The 15,701-nt window shown below is 47.4% G+C and carries 14 protein-coding genes; 9 read left to right on the top strand and 5 right to left on the bottom strand.

Features of this window, described 5'->3' with window-relative positions; genetic code table 11:
- Positions 1-23 precede the first annotated feature (23 nt).
- On the top strand, positions 24-1,310 hold the full coding sequence (gene tyrS / locus FJQ58_RS10600; RefSeq protein ID WP_139993092.1) for a tyrosine--tRNA ligase: 1,287 nt from the start codon (positions 24-26) through the stop codon (positions 1,308-1,310).
- Between the two features lie 154 nt (positions 1,311-1,464).
- Here the strand turns inward: tyrS and FJQ58_RS10605 are convergent, their stop codons facing one another.
- The 4 genes from FJQ58_RS10605 to FJQ58_RS10620 all read right to left on the bottom strand — a co-directional run bounded on the left by FJQ58_RS10605 (position 1,465) and on the right by FJQ58_RS10620 (position 6,126).
- A complete protein-coding gene (locus FJQ58_RS10605; RefSeq protein WP_139993093.1) occupies positions 1,465-2,661 on the bottom strand; it encodes an MFS transporter in 1,197 nt (398 codons plus the stop codon).
- Between the two features lie 72 nt (positions 2,662-2,733).
- Complete coding sequence (locus tag FJQ58_RS10610) at positions 2,734-3,015, bottom strand: ArsR/SmtB family transcription factor (RefSeq protein ID WP_139993095.1); 282 nt, start codon at positions 3,013-3,015, stop codon at positions 2,734-2,736.
- A 182-nt stretch (positions 3,016-3,197) separates the two neighbouring features.
- On the bottom strand, positions 3,198-4,178 hold the full coding sequence (locus FJQ58_RS10615; RefSeq protein ID WP_139993097.1) for a phosphotransferase: 981 nt from the start codon (positions 4,176-4,178) through the stop codon (positions 3,198-3,200).
- An 856-nt stretch (positions 4,179-5,034) separates the two neighbouring features.
- Positions 5,035-6,126, bottom strand: a complete 1,092-nt coding sequence (locus FJQ58_RS10620) for a branched-chain amino acid aminotransferase (protein ID WP_420799826.1) — start codon at positions 6,124-6,126, stop codon at positions 5,035-5,037.
- A gap of 110 nt (positions 6,127-6,236) precedes the next feature.
- Here FJQ58_RS10620 and FJQ58_RS10625 point away from each other — a divergent pair, with 110 nt between their 5' ends.
- From FJQ58_RS10625 to FJQ58_RS10645, 5 genes are all read left to right on the top strand, one after another.
- A complete protein-coding gene (locus tag FJQ58_RS10625; RefSeq protein ID WP_139993100.1) occupies positions 6,237-7,133 on the top strand; it encodes a LysR family transcriptional regulator in 897 nt (298 codons plus the stop codon).
- A gap of 14 nt (positions 7,134-7,147) precedes the next feature.
- Positions 7,148-8,512, top strand: coding sequence for a UTP--glucose-1-phosphate uridylyltransferase (locus FJQ58_RS10630; RefSeq protein WP_139993102.1), 1,365 nt, complete (start codon positions 7,148-7,150; stop codon positions 8,510-8,512).
- A 128-nt stretch (positions 8,513-8,640) separates the two neighbouring features.
- Positions 8,641-9,447, top strand: coding sequence for a serine hydrolase domain-containing protein (locus FJQ58_RS10635; protein WP_139993104.1), 807 nt, complete (start codon positions 8,641-8,643; stop codon positions 9,445-9,447).
- Positions 9,448-9,471: 24 nt separating this feature from the next.
- On the top strand, positions 9,472-10,752 hold the full coding sequence (locus FJQ58_RS10640; protein ID WP_139993106.1) for a helix-turn-helix domain-containing protein: 1,281 nt from the start codon (positions 9,472-9,474) through the stop codon (positions 10,750-10,752).
- Between the two features lie 258 nt (positions 10,753-11,010).
- Positions 11,011-11,427: a hypothetical protein gene (locus FJQ58_RS10645; RefSeq protein WP_139993108.1), complete on the top strand. Its 417-nt coding sequence runs from the start codon at positions 11,011-11,013 to the stop codon at positions 11,425-11,427.
- Positions 11,428-11,495: 68 nt separating this feature from the next.
- Here FJQ58_RS10645 and FJQ58_RS10650 read toward each other — a convergent pair whose 3' ends face one another.
- Positions 11,496-11,726 (bottom strand): hypothetical protein, encoded by a 231-nt coding sequence (locus FJQ58_RS10650; protein WP_139993110.1) that lies wholly within the window; start codon positions 11,724-11,726, stop codon positions 11,496-11,498.
- A gap of 104 nt (positions 11,727-11,830) precedes the next feature.
- On the opposite strand from FJQ58_RS10650, the gene FJQ58_RS10655 reads away from it, so the two are divergent.
- Genes FJQ58_RS10655 through FJQ58_RS10665 form a run of 3 tightly spaced genes read left to right on the top strand, consistent with a single transcriptional unit; the run spans position 11,831 to position 15,503 of the window.
- A complete protein-coding gene (locus tag FJQ58_RS10655) occupies positions 11,831-12,925 on the top strand; it encodes a GerAB/ArcD/ProY family transporter (protein ID WP_139993112.1) in 1,095 nt (364 codons plus the stop codon).
- A 5-nt stretch (positions 12,926-12,930) separates the two neighbouring features.
- Positions 12,931-14,367 (top strand): spore germination protein, encoded by a 1,437-nt coding sequence (locus tag FJQ58_RS10660; RefSeq protein ID WP_162341420.1) that lies wholly within the window; start codon positions 12,931-12,933, stop codon positions 14,365-14,367.
- Entirely contained in the window at positions 14,364-15,503 is a 1,140-nt protein-coding gene (locus FJQ58_RS10665; RefSeq protein ID WP_139993116.1) for a Ger(x)C family spore germination protein, read from the top strand. Before FJQ58_RS10660 ends, FJQ58_RS10665 begins: the two co-directional genes overlap by 4 nt.
- The last annotated feature ends 198 nt before the right edge of the window (positions 15,504-15,701 follow it).

The following is a 15,701-nucleotide window of genomic DNA, read 5'->3' on the forward strand; positions in this document are numbered from 1 at the left end:
GAAACGCCAGAGGAGAGAATGAGATGACAAACGAAGCAATCGCAAACCAGGCCGATCTATTGGCTGACCTTGAGTATCGGGGGCTGGTTTCGCAATTTACGAATCGCGAGGAATTACATAAGAAGCTTGCTAATGAACGCGTAGTGCTATACTGCGGATTTGATCCTACGGCTGACAGCTTGCATATCGGAAGCTTGCTTCCTATCTTGTGCTTGCGCCGTTTTCAACAAGCGGGCCATATTCCGCTAGCGCTGGTCGGCGGCGGAACGGGTTTGATCGGAGATCCGAGCGGACGCTCCTCCGAGCGTTCGCTTAACACCTCCGACACAGTGGCGGAGTGGACCGAGAGCTTGAAGCGCCAGCTGTCCCGTTTTCTGGACTTTGAACTTCCGGAAAATCCAGCTAAGCTCGTAAGCAACTACGATTGGATTGAACCGCTGGATGTCATAACCTTCTTGCGGGATGTAGGCAAAAACTTTACCGTTAATTATATGCTGGCGAAGGATTCGGTGGATTCCCGCTTGTCGTCGGGCATTTCTTTTACCGAGTTCAGCTATATGATTTTGCAGGCTTACGATTTCCATAAGCTGCATGAGGAGCATGGCTGTTCCTTGCAAATCGGCGGAAGCGACCAATGGGGCAATATTACGGCGGGGCTTGACCTGATTGGCAAAATGGGCGGAGGGGATGCCTATGGCATGACGATGCCGCTTGTGACGAAGAGCGATGGGAAGAAATTCGGGAAATCCGAGTCTGGCGCGATTTGGCTGGACCGTTCGAAAACCTCAGCCTACCAGTTCTACCAGTTCTGGATCAATACCGAGGATGGCGACGCGATCAAGTTTCTGAAATACTTCACCTTCCTCTCCCGTGCGGAGATTGAGGCATTGGAAGTCGAGCTGCAGGAGCGTCCGGAGAAACGTGCAGCACAGCGCGAGCTGGCGCGCGAGATTACACGTCTTGTCCATGGGCAAGAGGCGCTCGATAGCGCTGAGAAAATTACGCAGGCGTTTTTCTCTGGCGATGTGAACCAATTGAGCGAAGCAGAGCTGATCGAAGCTTTGCAGGACATGCCTACTACGGTGCTTACGAATCGCGAGGAGATTGCGCTTATGGATCTGCTGATCGAATCGGGTGCAGCGCCATCCCGTCGCCAAGCGAAGCAGGATATCACGAGCGGCTCCATCTCCATCAATGGCTCGAAGCAAAACGATGTTGAGGCGATCATCGGCAAGGAGCATAGATTGTATGGTAAATTTGTCGTGCTGCGGCGCGGGAAGAAAAATTATTTCTTGATCCGTTTTGAATAGAAAAGCAAGTGAGCCAGGCCGCCAGTGGCGGCTTGGCTTTTTTTTACTGCGAAAGTAGAAGGGATTTATACGGCTTGCTAAAAAGCTTATGCACAAAAATGGCCTGCATCGCCCCTAAGCGGAGATGCAGGCCATTACTTTTATCGAAAAGGTGTTACGAACTCGCCTTGATAAGGCTGCTTTTTACAGCTTCGCGACGTGTTCGCGAGTGGGAAACGCCGAAGAAGGTGGCAGCCGTTGCTGCAGCTAGTATAACACCGGTTGCTCCGATCCAACTGATGGAAGTGAGCGAGACTTGCTCGACGACTACACCGCCAAGACCTGCGCCTGCTGCCATGCCGAGCTGCAATACCGAGCTATTGAGACTAAGCATGATGCCGGAAGCTTCTGGAGCAAGCGACATTAAGTGAAATTGCTGCGTAGGACCGGATGACCAAGCGGTAAATGCCCAAAGCATCAACAGAGGAAACACGATGTATGGCGAATGTCCGGCCAACGAAAGCAGGACAAGCGCGATCGTATGAAATAACATTCCGCTGACTAACGTGCGGGGCGCTCCCCATTTATCGGTGCTGTAACCGCCGAATTTGGAGCCAAACAAGCTGGCAATGCCGAAAGCGAAGAGGCCAATGCTTACGCCTTGCTCGCTTAGTTTGGTTACGTTCAACAGATAGGGTGAGATATACGTGTAAACAATGGAGTAACCGCCGATCCACATGAAGGTAACCGCTAAGGCGATCGCAATTTTGGGCTGTTTAAACAGCGCAAGCTGCTTGCGGATGGGTACTGGCTCCTCACCGTCGGAACGCGGAATGGCTAGCAGGATAATCAACATCGCGAATAATCCCAGCAGACCAATCACTCCGAAAATCAGCTTCCAATCATAGACGGAAGCGGCGACTCTGCCAAGAGGCACGCCAATAATTAAGGAAGTGCTAAATCCCATGACAAGCGTTGCAATTGCGCTTCCCTGTTTACCGGGAGCAGCAAGCTTGGCGGCAACCGTTAATGCGGTAACTACGAATACGCCGGTGCTAAGCGCGAGAACGATACGGGATACGAGCAAAAACGAAAAGCCAGGCAAAGCGATAGCGATTAAGTTGCCAACCGCGAATACGCCAAGCGCATAGAGCAGCAGCTGCCGCCTTTCCATACGTGCAGTGACGGCCATGAGAATCGGCGTGCCGAACGCATAAGCCAGCGAAAATACGGTGATCAGCTGCCCGGCGGCCGATAATGAGACTCCTACGTCAGCAGCCACCTTATCCAGAATGCCTGCAATAATAAATTCGGATGTCCCGACTAGAAAGCTGATAATGGCCAGCATATAAATTTTCAAAGCGTTCGACATGCTAGTAAAGCTCCTCTCCATATTCCAATATTTTTATATTTCTAAGTTTATAGAAATAAGGATGAAAAAAAATTACTCCAGCAAATAAGGCGCGTACTTTTGCGCCATTTCGCGGTTTACGCTGTAGTAGATATACGTTCCGTCCTTGCGGAGATTCAGCAATCCGCATTCGGTCAACTGCTTCAAGTGATGGGAAAGCGTTGAACCGGCTACCGATTCCAGCTTAGTGCCAATATCAGAGCAGCACAAATTTTTCTCCTCCGTAAGGAGAAGAGCGATTTTGATTCTTGTGGGCTCTCCGAGCGCTTTATACACTTTGACAGCTTGACGTACGTCCGCATTTTCTTCTACCATCGTAAATTCACCTTTTTTCCAACTGTAGTTATTTCTATATGCGTAGAAATAAGATAGCATACCTTTTTTTGAAAGTAAACAGGGAAAATGATGGTTTATTTTGTTTCGATAGCAGAGTCACATCCAAAATAGCTGCATGAAGAGACCAAAGGCAGCGGACAGCCTATGGTCTGCAAGGCATGCTAAAGCTGATAGGCGTTTGCCCATGAAGCTAGAAACTTGAGCTTTCCGTCAAAATAACCATTGTCCTGCCAAGCTCCCCATACAGCGCTTTGCCCCGTATGCAGCCCCATGAGCCATATTTGCCTGACGGCGACAAACACGGGAATCATCGCAAGATCCTCTTCGCTTAGGGCGCGCTCCTTGGTATAGGCTTCAAGAAAGAGACGCCAGCACTCGTCCTCGAAGCTGCTGCTATCGGGATTGCCATGAACCCGGTCCCATAGAAATACGGATAGATCGTATGCGCGCCAGCCGATTCCACAGCAGTCAAAATCAAAATGGGTCAGACTGCCGTCTTCTTTATGAAACACATTCCAGCCATGAAGATCGCCGTGGCAAGTTCCCCAGTCATAGGGGTTGCCGGAGGCTGCTGTCAGGCGCAATTTCAAGCGATCAGCAATTTCTTGTACGAGCTTAGCGTCAGCCGGGCGATGCTGCAAAAACGGGAGCAGGTGCTGAAGCGGCTCGTCGAGCAGATGCTGGGTATCCAGCTCGAAGCGATCATGCTCTGGCGTGTAGTGATCCATGGCTTGATGAAGCTGGGCGACGGATGTACCGAAGGTGACGCTGGTGGATGCATCAACTTTGCCGATGCCGTCCGCATGGGTGAATAAGACTGCGTAGCGCTTGCCTTCCGGAGTGTCGAGCTCGGTCAGCCACTCGCCGTCGTGTCTTGCGATGGGGTAGGAGATTGGAAGCGCGCGGCTGTTTAAGTAAGCAAGCAGATCAAGCTCGAAGCGAATCGCGGATTCGGTTCGCCATTGATGCTTGTAAATGCGCAAAATATATTTTCCGGAATCGGTATCAACCGCATATGTATCATTTAGGCCATTGGATAAGAAGCGGGTTTTGACCGGTTTGCCAATCGAATAGAAGGGCGCGATCGCTTCAAATAATTGATCTTTGTTAAAGATGGTATGCAGGGGCTGTACAGCTATCATATCGAAATCATCCTTCAATTCGTATTAACGGTACTAAAGGATATCGTAACGCAAAGACGTGCAAAAGGTGATGTAAATATCAGCTATAACCATTTTTTACTTGATTGGAGATTGGAAATCATGCAACTTTGGAAACTTCGAATAGCAGAAGCGAATCTTAAAGTTATGTCTCCAAAGGTGGAAAGGAGTGAAAGAGGAGAAGCGGAGAAAAGGAGAAGAGGAGAGGAGGGAAAGAGAAGAGGAGAGGATGGAAGAGGTCTGAAAAGAGTTGTACTCTTTTAATTTTGCTTTTTGCGGAACGGATGGCGTGTACTCACCATTTGAATTAGAAGGAATTTCTCCCGCTATTTAGGCGCTTTTCGGAGTTTGGGGGCATTTAGAAGGAATTTCTCCCTCTAATACCAGCGTTTTGGCTGAAAATGACTTCATACGCTCGGATTAACAGGAATATTTCCAACTAATTCATTTGCCATATGAAAAATGCTAAATTAGCGGTATTAATTCCAGTTAATTCATAAAGCTTGACGAAAACTCGACAGGTGCGCCTGAAAAACGAAAAAAACATAACTGATTTCCCTATCCCCAAAAGTTTGTTCTTTATATTTCATAAAGCTTGACGAAAACCCGACAGGTGCGCCTGAAAAATGAAAATAACATAACTGATTTCCCTATCCCCAAAAGTTTGTTCTTTAAATTTCCAAAATTCTAACTAACCATTCAATCGGCTTTCCTAGAACCGCTAAAATAACTAACTGCTATCGGTATTATCTTACGTTTTTCATAGCAATGAGAAAAAGCCCTTCAGGCAGCTCTAGCTGCTTGAGGGGCTTAATGGGTTTTCCTTTTATTGGCCGTGCTAAACGTTTACGGGAGTAGCTTCTACCATCCAGTCGAGCGGGTCAGCAAGTTTGCCCATTTGGATGCCAGTCAACGTATCGTAAAGCTTCTTGGACAGCTCGCCGGTCTGGCCATCGTTAATGACGAGTACGTCATCCTGCCAGTTGAGCTCTCCAATTGGTGAGATAACCGCTGCCGTGCCCGTACCGAAGGCTTCTTCGAGCTCGCCTTTGCGGCTAGCTTCATACAGCTCCTCGATCGTAATCGGACGCTCCACAACCTCGATGTTCCAATGACGGAGCAGCTGGATAATGGAATTGCGGGTTACGCCATCCAAAATGCTGCCGTTCAAAGCCGGCGTATGCACGACGCCATTCAGCTTAAAGAAGACGTTCATACTGCCGACTTCCTCGATATATTTGCGGTGCACGCCGTCAAGCCAGAGCACTTGGGAATAGCCTTTTTCCTTGGCTAGCTCCTGCGCTTTCAAGCCCGCCGCATAGTTGCCGGCTGTCTTCGCTTCTCCGACTCCGCCCTTTACGGAACGGACGTATTCCGATTCGACGAATATTTTGACCGGATTCACGCCTTCCGTATAATAGGCGCCTACAGGCGACATGATGATGATAAACTGGTAGTGTGTGGACGGGGCTACACCAAGCTGCGGCTGCGTGGCAATAATGAATGGACGAATATACAGGGAGGTGCTTGGCGCCGTTGGAATCCAATCCTTATCAACCGCAATCAGCTGCTTCAAGGCTTCGATAACGGTATCGATATCCAGCTCAGGCACGCTTAGACGCTCGTTCGAGCGGTTCATTCTTTGTATGTTTTTTTGAGGCCTGAACAAGAGTACCCGGCCATCGTCGGTTTTATACGCTTTCAAACCTTCAAATATTGTTTGACCATAATGAAATACTTTAGCTGCGGGATCTAGAACGATCGGCTGGTAAGGAATAATGCGCGGCGTATGCCAACCGTTGTCTGTCGAATAATCCATAATAAACATGTGATCTGTAAAATGGTTGCCAAACCCCAGCTCGTCTGCAGCTGGCTGTTGTTTTTTGTTTTTGGTTAACTCGATTTCCAATGATTGAAGCAATTGGCCCATCTCCCTTTAGTGATCGATAATTGAATGCTAACACTTCATACGATATATTTAAAATATCTATTTTATTGAATGTCTATACCTTTAAGGTATGGACGATCGGAGTGAGCCACATGGATATGCGTCAACTCAAATACTTCTTAACTATAGCACAAGAAGGACAGGTTACGCGCGCTGCCAAGCTGCTGAATATGGAGCAGCCGCCGCTGAGCAGACAGCTCAAGCTTATGGAGGAGGAACTCGGAGTCAAGCTGTTCGAGCGGGGCGGCAAAGGCTTGATGCTGACCGATGCCGGGGAGCTGCTTAAGCAAAAAGCTGAATCGCTGCTTGTGCAGTTTGACGAATCGCTCAGGGAGGTAAAGGGAATGGAGGAAGGGAACCGTGGCGTTCTATCCATCGGATCCGTCGTATCCTGCATTTCCCTGCTGCCGCAGCGAATTCAATTATTTAGGGAGAAGTATCCCCAGGTAACGTTCAAAATATCGGAGGGTGACCATTTTTACCTTGGTGAGCAGCTGGAGAGGAGGACCATCGACTTAGTCGTCGCGCGGCTTCCGTTTGAGGCGCAGAAGCATCCTCAGCAATATACGGTATTGCCTCTGCCTTCGGATCCGTTTGTAGCCGTTATTCCAAGCTCATGGGAAGCCTATTCGGGCAAGGAAACGCTTTTCATGAAGGAGCTCGCCCATTTTCCGTTCCTCACGCTGAAGACGGACAAAACGACGCGCATGCATGAGCAGGTCGTTAATGAGTGCAAACGGCACGGATTCGAGCCTAATATTATATGCGAATGCTCCAGTGTTGCGATTATTATGTCGCTGATAGCAGGAGGGATCGGCGCGACTGTATTTCCGAAGTCCGTCATGTCCTCATTCCCTGGCACGGTGGTCAAAATGCTCGATATTGAGGATGCGGATTTTCAATCGGATGTCGGCATTCTTTGGCTAAAGGATCATTATTTGCCCAAACGCGCACAGCAATTCATTGAGAGCTTTCGCTCGGACATGTAGAAGGAGGAGAGCCTATGGAGGAGCTAACACGAACTGCGGAGGAGAAGCTTCGTACCTATAATCAAGTCCATTTGATTGAGCGGCTTCAACGTTTGCCCGAGAATAAGAGACACAAGCTGGCAGAACAAATTAAGCACATCGCGCTTGACCGGCTGTTTCAATCACTGGAGAAGCAGGAGCTGGCAGAAGGGACGGCTGACGCCTCGATCAAGCCGATTGCCTATGAGAGCTGGGAGCAATATGGGAAAGGTGAGCAGCAAGCCTTTGCCGACCGAGGCTGGGAGCTGCTGCGCCGCGGAGGGGTAGGAGCCATCGTTGTTGCGGGGGGCAACGGCAGCCGATTGGGCTATGACGGTCCAAAAGGAACGTTGGATATCGGACTGCCTTCCGGCAAGTCCTTGTTTCAGCTTCAAGCGGAGCGTTTGCTTCATTTGTCGAGAGATGCGGGCAGAGTCATTCCTTGGTATGTGATGACAAGCGAGGACAATCATGAAGCGACCAAGGCTTTTTTTCATGCCTCCGGCTATTTTGGTTATCCGGCTGAGGATTGCTTTATTTTTCAGCAAAATAGTATGCCTGCTGTAGGCCATGATGGCCAATTGCTTCTGTCCGCGGATGGAGGAATCAAGCTTGCGCCAAGCGGACATGGCGACTGCTTCGCCTCATTGAAGCGTACTGGCGCGCTGGATGACATGAAGCAAAGAGGACTGGACTGGTTATTTTATTGCAACGTAGACAATGCGCTTGTGAAAATGGCTGACCCGGCGTTTATCGGCGTCGCTGCTTATTATAATAGAGACATCGCGGCCAAAGTGGTCGAGAAGACGGATGGGCAGGAGAAAATCGGCATCGTGTGCGAACGGAACGGACGCCCCGCGGTGCTTGAGTATAATGAGATACCGGACGAAATAAGCAACGCCCAATCGGCGGATGGTCATTTGCTCTACCATTTGGGTCACATTTCTATTCTTTTATTCAAGCTTGATTTCATAGATAAGCATGCAGATGCAGACATTCCTTATCATATGGCTTCCAAAAAAATGGACCACCTGGATGCCAATGATCAACTCATTGTACCTGATAAGCCGAATGCCTATAAGTTGGAGCGTTTTATTTTTGATTTTTTTCCGTTTGCGGAACTCATTACGGTATTGAAGGTGGAGAGGCAGGAGGAGTTCGCTCCTGTCAAAAACAAAACGGGCGTGGACAGTCCGGGTAGTGCCTGCAGGCTTGTATTGGCGCTACATCGCAAATGGCTGATTGAGGCTGGCGTACCGCCGGAGAAGCTGTACGGGCGCGATATTGAGCTATCGCCTTTGCAATCTTATGGCGGAGAGGATCTAAGCGCGGAAGCGTGGGAAGCGGGTTTGAACCGATAGGTTTAGCCTATGCGGCAAGAAGGAAAAAGTTTGCAATGGGAACATATGTGCGCTAAAATGGAAATAGGTAGCTATTCGGCAATATCTAGGAATAAGCTATTTACTTCTACTCGGATGGGGATGGTTCGATGTATTCGGCAAGCTTAATGTCAAATGAGCTTATGCACCGAGATCTAGACGAGTATTGTACTTCTCTTGCTCATGCGGGCCGTCTTAACGGCAGTGTTCTCGTAGCCTCCGAAGGGCGAATTATGCTTAGCAAAGGCTACGGAATGGCTGACTTCGTGAACCGTATACCGAATGCACCGCAAACGATGTTCAAGATCGGCTCCATGGGGGATCAATTTACAGCAATGGCTGTCATGATCATGCAGGAGCTTAAGCTTATAAGCGTGGACTACCCGGTTTCCAAATACCTTCCAGCCTACCCTAACAGTGACCAACTTACGATTCATCAACTGCTTTCTTACACATCTAATTTATATGGTCAATCAAGTTATTTGCTGTTGCGTGATATCATTGAGCGAATAACGGGACGAGCTTATGAGAATTACATCTTTCATGCTATTTTCAAGCCGCTTGGAATGATCAATTCAGGTTATAGCATACCCCATGGCATGTATTCCACGATCGAGGATTTATATCTTTGGGGACTGGCGCTGCATACTCAGCGCCAAATTAGCGAGCAAGCCTACCTTCGCATGACAACACCGCATCATGCTCAATATGGCTATGGTTTATTTATAGAACAGGAAGAGATGCTCGGCAGGACTCGGAAGGCGATAGGCCATGCTGGCAGCGAGAGCGGCTTTATGTCCATCATGAAGCATTACAAGCATGAGGATTTGACGGTCATCATATTATCCAATCAGGCATCGGCGCAGGTGGACGATATTAGCTGTCAGCTTGCCGCCATAGCTATTGCCAAAGCCTGAACGATATTCAAGGGGGAAGCTGCTTTGCTGAAGGAACGCATCGATTTCTTGTGCAAGAAAAGAGAGTTAACCAGGAAAGAACTGGTCGAAGGGCTTGTGACACAGGCTCATTTTGCCAATATATTAGCTGAGCGGTACCCACTTGTTGACGATTTGGCGGAGCAAATTGCCGAGCGCTTGCGAGTGTCTGTATCGTATATCCTTCATGCGGCGGCCAAAGATGAGAATTCACTGGATAGGGCGAATCATATTTTTAATGAGCTGGCCAAATCGGTTAGTTCAGAGACGGAGCAGTTTGTCGACGCGCTGGTGGATAAGGACGATTCACTGGTGGTTGAGCTTACTACCGCTCTTATGAAAGCTGTTTATTATCAGCAAATCAATGACGGCGATGCACATCGTTATCTGCACCACTCCTATTTGAATTTTTATTTGGAGAAGATCGGCAGGCCAGATGAAGCAGATGTGCCTGCGCCGCTAAAGAAAGCCTTGCTGTTTTACAAAATCCAATATTTCCGCTCTCAAAATCACTATTACGATGCTCTCAGCCATATCCATCGATTGATCGGGCTAGTCGAGACTGGCACAGAAGCATGGCTAACCGTACAAAATATGCAAATGGAAGCCTGTATTTACTTGAAGCAATTTGAACAGGCCAAAGCGACATTCGATCAAACCATGAAGACAGTGTATGAGGAGCGCCTGTTTCACCGTTTGCCTGCATTATATGTTTCCTATAGCGGATACTGCTTTGCAATGGGACTATATCAGGAAGCACTTCTGGCCCTTTCCATGGCGGAAGCCAATCTGGTGTATGCGGATAGTCCCGGAGATATCATGACAACCATTATGAACAATCGGATCGTTATGCTTACGATGACAGGAGAATTGGATAAGGCCGCGGAGGAGATCGCACGTTTCGAGGAGCTTGCGCAGCAAGAACCTGACGATATCCGTCAGAAGCTGATGCTTATTACTTTGATTTATAGATGTGAAGTAGCCTACACTCTCAAAAATTGGGCAATGCTCGCCGATCACCTTGCCGGTTTCGCCAATGCTGATATAACGGCAGACCAACAGATGGCTATTTTGTTCTATAGAAGCCAGCTTGCATTGTCCCAAGAAGACAAATCAGAGTTTATGGAGCTGGCCCTTGCATGCGTGCCTTACTTTGAATCCATTCAGCATGTGCCGAGGCTGGAGCAGCTGTATGAGTGCCTAGCGGTCGTATCGGAGTCGGGCAGGCGCTATAAAGAATCGACCGTCTATTACCAAAAATTAGTGTATGTATTAAGAAATCGATAATTTTACCGTTGAAATGACCGATTAGGCGAGCCTGATTGGACAGGACTATCACAAACAATTTAGAAATAAGACGAACGGAATAACTTAAATCACCCGAAGTTTTGTCGAATAGCTCCTTTTAACCAAATCCTAAGCTTAAAATCAACGCTAAAGACATGATTTTAACCATTGTTTTAGATATGGCTGAATCTATTGTCAGACGATTTCCAGCTCCTGTATACTTTTGGTATAGCTAAAATAAACCAAAAGAGGTGCATGATGATGGGACTATTCGGAAAGAGCAAGAAACAGAAGGATCCTTTGGAGGAAGCGGACAGAATCGCGAACAAAGGCTTTACGGGCTTGATGATGAAAGGATTTGTACCTAAGCAGCACCGCGATTTGATTAATCAAAGCTTATCGTCTGCCAAGCAGGCTCAAATGGCGGCGAGCGGAGGCGTAACGCTGGCCGCAACGGCTATCGTTCAATCCGTAACCGATACAGGCAAGCTCGTTAATTTTGATCCCATTGTTGTCATTGTATTGAATGTAACGGAAACGAATGGAAGCAGCTACCAGAAGACGATGGAGACCCTTGTATCCAAGCTGCAAATTCCACGTCCGGGCGATACGGTCGGTTTAGGCTATAACCCGGCAAATCCTGTTGAACTTATTTATATGGGCCTATTGGCATAAAGATAAAAAAGATAACCAAGCAAATAAACCGGATCACGGCAGAAGAAATATTCTGCGGTTGATCCGGTTTATTTGTTTGGCCTGTTTTCCTCACGGGGCTCGCTGTTTTGTGATCCGGAAAGAAGACGATCCGTAACGAACAATGAGAGGAGGATTGGGAATAGCGTAATGGCATTCACACTTAAAAATCCCCAAGTACCAATAGCAATTTGTTGATACCAATCGTAATCCGACAAAAAAACATAGACTAGCAGCAGCCAAGTCGCAGGAAAAAGATAGGCAATAATCGTTGCTTTCATATCGGACACCTCCTTGCTATTATTCCATGCTCGAAGCTTCTTTATGCAATGCATAGTTTTCCAACCGCAGCGCATACTGAAAGCATCGGTAAGGGAGGTACAATATGGATCGCCGTATCACAATCAGCAATTTTCAATTAATGGCCCTAATTGTTATTTCTACGATTGGAACCTCAAGCTTGTATGCACCCGCGACATTTGCCCATTATGCAGAACGAAACTCTTGGTATTTGGTAGTGGTTGGAGGAATAATGGGCCTTCTGAATCTTTTGGTTCTTTTAAAGCTGAATAAATTTTATCCCGATAAAAATATTTTAGCCATTTGCACTCATTTGCTCGGGCCTTGGTTTGGAGGAGGGCTTGCCTTTTTATTTGTTTTTTATTTTTTGGATTTATCCTCATGGATTTTACGTGAATTTTCGCAATTTTTTATTATTGCCTTAAATCCAATCATCCCCCAGATGTGGTATTTGATTGCCGGAGCCATTATGTGTGCCTATGCGGTTTATCATGGGCTTGAGGTAGTTGCGCGAGTCTCCGAGATTGTATTCATCGTAACGGTGACTACTTTTTTAGCGATTTATGTAATGTTAATCAATCAATATCATCCAGAGTATTTACTTCCTATATTGGAGGAAGGATTGATTAAGCCGCTCAAAGGGCTAATGCTTTCCATGTCCTGGTTTGGGGATTTAATGTTTATTTCCATGATTATTCAATACGTCCGCAAGACGAAAAGCACAACGGCATATGCGATGGCCGGGGTTGGAATAACCTTTTTGCTGCTGCTGATGTCCGTGCTTTCCTGTACGATGCTGTTCGGAGGAGAAGCAACGGCAACCTTTACCTATCCAAGTATCAGCCTTATTCAAAACATTCGGTTATTCCGCAATATTGAACGATTTGATGCCGCTCTAGTCGTCGTTTGGGTCATGAGCTCCTTTACGAAAATAACCGCTTATTTTTGGTCAGCATTCCGTGGGCTGTCAGATTTACTGAAGCTTAAACAGCCAAAGAGATGGATTATTCCGATGGCGGCGGCATTTGTCATTTGTTCACGATACAAGGTATGGGGGTTAGTGGAGCTAACTTCTTTTTATGACCATCAATCTTGGTACTTTGTGTTGTTCCAGCTTTTTATTCCAACGATGCTGCTCTTTATAGCATCAATAAAAGAGAATATGAAAAAGAGCAGGTGATGGCTATGGATAACAATAAAGCGATGCTTACTTGCGATGAAGATGAAAATAAACGGATATTGCGGGAATGGATGCAAAATACGGATGATTTGGTCATGGTCAGCTCAGCTATTGATCTGGGCCAATCCGTAACCGTTTGTTATTTGGCAGGTTTGATAGACGGAAGGCAGCTTGATCAAATGCTGCTGCTGTACAAGGAGGACAAGGACCGTCTGCCTGCATTTCAAGTAGATGCGAAAGTTCATACGTTTGAAGAGGTAGCGAATGGCTTGGCATCCGGCATGTCGGTGTTGTTGTTTGACAGTGATGGATACGGCATTACTATTGATACGCTTGGCGTGCAGCTGCGAAGCGTAGATGAGCCGACGAGTGAAGCGACGGTGAAAGGTGCTCGCAGCGGATTCACGGAATCACTGCAAAATAATATTGCCCTGGTGCGTTATCAATTCGCATCGCCGAGCTTAAAGGTTGAATACCGAATCGCAGGTCAACTCAGCAAAACGAAAATGGCCATTTTATCGGTAGGCGGCATAACGAATCCCGATATTTTACAAGAGGTGCATCAACGGATAGATGAAATACCTGCAGATGCGATACTTGGGAGCAACTACATCGAAGAGTGGATTACCGACAATCGCGGGACCTTGTTTCCTCTGCTTGAATCGACAGAAAGACCTGATCGGGTCATTGGTGCGCTTCTTGACGGCAGAATCGGGATTATCGTGCAAGGAACGCCTTTTGTATTGCTGCTGCCCTTTGTTTTTCTTCAGGCTTTTCAGGTCAGTGAAGATTATGCATGGAGCTACTATATTGGCTCGCTTATGCGTTTGATTCGGTTATTCAGTGGAATGGTAGGTCTGCTGCTGCCTGCCTTTTACGTGGCAACAGTAACATTCCATCATGAGCTTGTTCCAACAACGCTGCTGCAAAGCATTGCGTCTGCCAAGGAGCCGGTTCCTTTTCCGGCCGTTGTCGAGAGCTTCATGATGATGATCGCCTTTGAGATTATGCGCGAGGCGGGCATTCGTATGCCCAAGCAGGTTGGCCAAGCGGTCAGCATCGTAGGTGCGCTCATTTTGGGTCAAGCAGCCGTTGAAGCGGGAATCGTGTCCCCCATAATGGTTATTGTGGCTGCCTTAACCGGGATTTGTACGTTTACACTGCCGCCAACAGCGATTAACTATGTGATTCGCATCTTACAATTTGTCATGACGCTGCTTGCGTCACTGCTTGGTTACGTAGGCATCATGGTAGGCATAATCATGCTGCTCACTTACTTAGCCTCACTTCGTTCCTTTGGCGTCCCTTATTTAGGGCCAGCAGCACCCTTCAATCTGAGTGAGCTAACCGACGTTATTGTAAGGCGACCGCATACCAAAAATAACAAGCGGCCCAGCTTATTCCGTGTTATTCATAACACCCGCTTTCGGAGCAAATCATGAGCTGGTTGAAAAAACAGCAGCTAGCCACCTTGCTTTGTCTATGTCTTGCCGTAACGGGCTGCAAGGGAAGCATGGAGCTTAATGAGCTGCATATTGTCCATTCCGTGGCGATTGACCAAGGAGAGGATGGAGGCGTTAGAGTAACGGCTGAGATCGCCAAGCTATCGACAGGCGGACAGCAGCCGAAAGGGATGCAGGAGAGTACGTTTTATTTGACCTCCGAGGGCAGCAGCCTGTTCGAGGCCGCCCGATTAATGCGAACGAAATCGGATCGGACGCTGCTTTGGGGGCATACGACAGCCATTATTTTCAGTACGGACCTAGCGAGAGGCGGTATAGGGAAGCAAATAGACGATATTCGCAGGCTCAGGCAGTTTCGTAATTCAACGTTAATTTACGCGATGGAAGGGAGAGCTTACGAAGCGCTGAAAGTATCCATGCCCAATTTATCGATTTCCTCCCAAGCGCTAAGGGGACTCTCGGAAGGTGGGGAAAGCACGGCATTAACCGAGCAAACGTCGCTAATCGATGTATATCAGGAATTGATTAACGGATACAAGGATATCAGCTTGCCATCGGTAGAGGTAGTGAAGGACCAAGTTGACAACAAGCTCAAGCTGCTCCAAACGAAAGGTCTGTACGCATTCAAAGGAGACCATCTTATCGCTCTTATGCATGCCTCTGAAACGAAGGGCTACCTGCGAGCTGCCGCGAAGATGAATGGCTCTATTGAAGCGGTGGCATGCGACGCCAAGCATAAAATAACCTTTGAGAACATTAGCAACCGAAGCGAAATCGAGGTCGATCTTAACAAGCAGCAGATGCCTGAGGTGAACATCGAGATTTATGCTGATTTGGATCTGGTAAGCGTGCAATGTGACAAGGTTAAGGTTGATCCGAGAACAATCGCGGGTTGGGAGAAGGAAATCAATCACAGTATTACGGAAGATCTTGAGCGCTATATTCGCTTCTCGCAGAAGCATAAGGTTGATTTGCTAGGCATCGGGGAGATGATTCATCGCAAGCATCCCAAGCAATGGCGCAAGATGAAAGAAGAATGGGGAACGATTTATGCCGATACTACGTTTACGTTGAAGGTGCATGGGCGAGTTGACCATACGAATTTTACATTTTGATGCGTTTGTGGTTAAGTTGAGGTCAAGGTCCCCGATTAGGGAACTTGGCCTATTTGCCTTCTTATAAGGAAAAATGATAGAAAACTGTAAATATGCTTATTGGAATTTTGAATTAAAATTCGTTAAAATGTATTATTATACAAATTATAAAATGGGAATCCGTAGGTATGCCGTTGACCCTGAGAGCAAGGAGAGTTT

This window comes from Paenibacillus paridis (genome assembly GCF_006345825.1).
Lineage (GTDB): Bacteria > Bacillota > Bacilli > Paenibacillales > Paenibacillaceae > Pristimantibacillus > Pristimantibacillus paridis.

Coding starts and splice junctions, on each gene's coding strand:
- FJQ58_RS10635 (WP_139993104.1), top strand. CDS start 8,641: ATGTATTCGGCAAGCTTAATGTCAAATGAGCTTATGCACCGAGATCTA.
- FJQ58_RS10630 (WP_139993102.1), top strand. CDS start 7,148: ATGGAGGAGCTAACACGAACTGCGGAGGAGAAGCTTCGTACCTATAAT.
- FJQ58_RS10615 (WP_139993097.1), bottom strand. CDS start 4,178: ATGATAGCTGTACAGCCCCTGCATACCATCTTTAACAAAGATCAATTA.
- FJQ58_RS10620 (WP_420799826.1), bottom strand. CDS start 6,126: ATGGGCCAATTGCTTCAATCATTGGAAATCGAGTTAACCAAAAACAAA.
- FJQ58_RS10625 (WP_139993100.1), top strand. CDS start 6,237: ATGGATATGCGTCAACTCAAATACTTCTTAACTATAGCACAAGAAGGA.
- FJQ58_RS10655 (WP_139993112.1), top strand. CDS start 11,831: ATGGATCGCCGTATCACAATCAGCAATTTTCAATTAATGGCCCTAATT.
- FJQ58_RS10660 (WP_162341420.1), top strand. CDS start 12,931: ATGGATAACAATAAAGCGATGCTTACTTGCGATGAAGATGAAAATAAA.
- FJQ58_RS10665 (WP_139993116.1), top strand. CDS start 14,364: ATGAGCTGGTTGAAAAAACAGCAGCTAGCCACCTTGCTTTGTCTATGT.
- FJQ58_RS10605 (WP_139993093.1), bottom strand. CDS start 2,661: ATGTCGAACGCTTTGAAAATTTATATGCTGGCCATTATCAGCTTTCTA.
- FJQ58_RS10610 (WP_139993095.1), bottom strand. CDS start 3,015: ATGGTAGAAGAAAATGCGGACGTACGTCAAGCTGTCAAAGTGTATAAA.
- FJQ58_RS10645 (WP_139993108.1), top strand. CDS start 11,011: ATGATGGGACTATTCGGAAAGAGCAAGAAACAGAAGGATCCTTTGGAG.
- tyrS (WP_139993092.1), top strand. CDS start 24: ATGACAAACGAAGCAATCGCAAACCAGGCCGATCTATTGGCTGACCTT.
- FJQ58_RS10650 (WP_139993110.1), bottom strand. CDS start 11,726: ATGAAAGCAACGATTATTGCCTATCTTTTTCCTGCGACTTGGCTGCTG.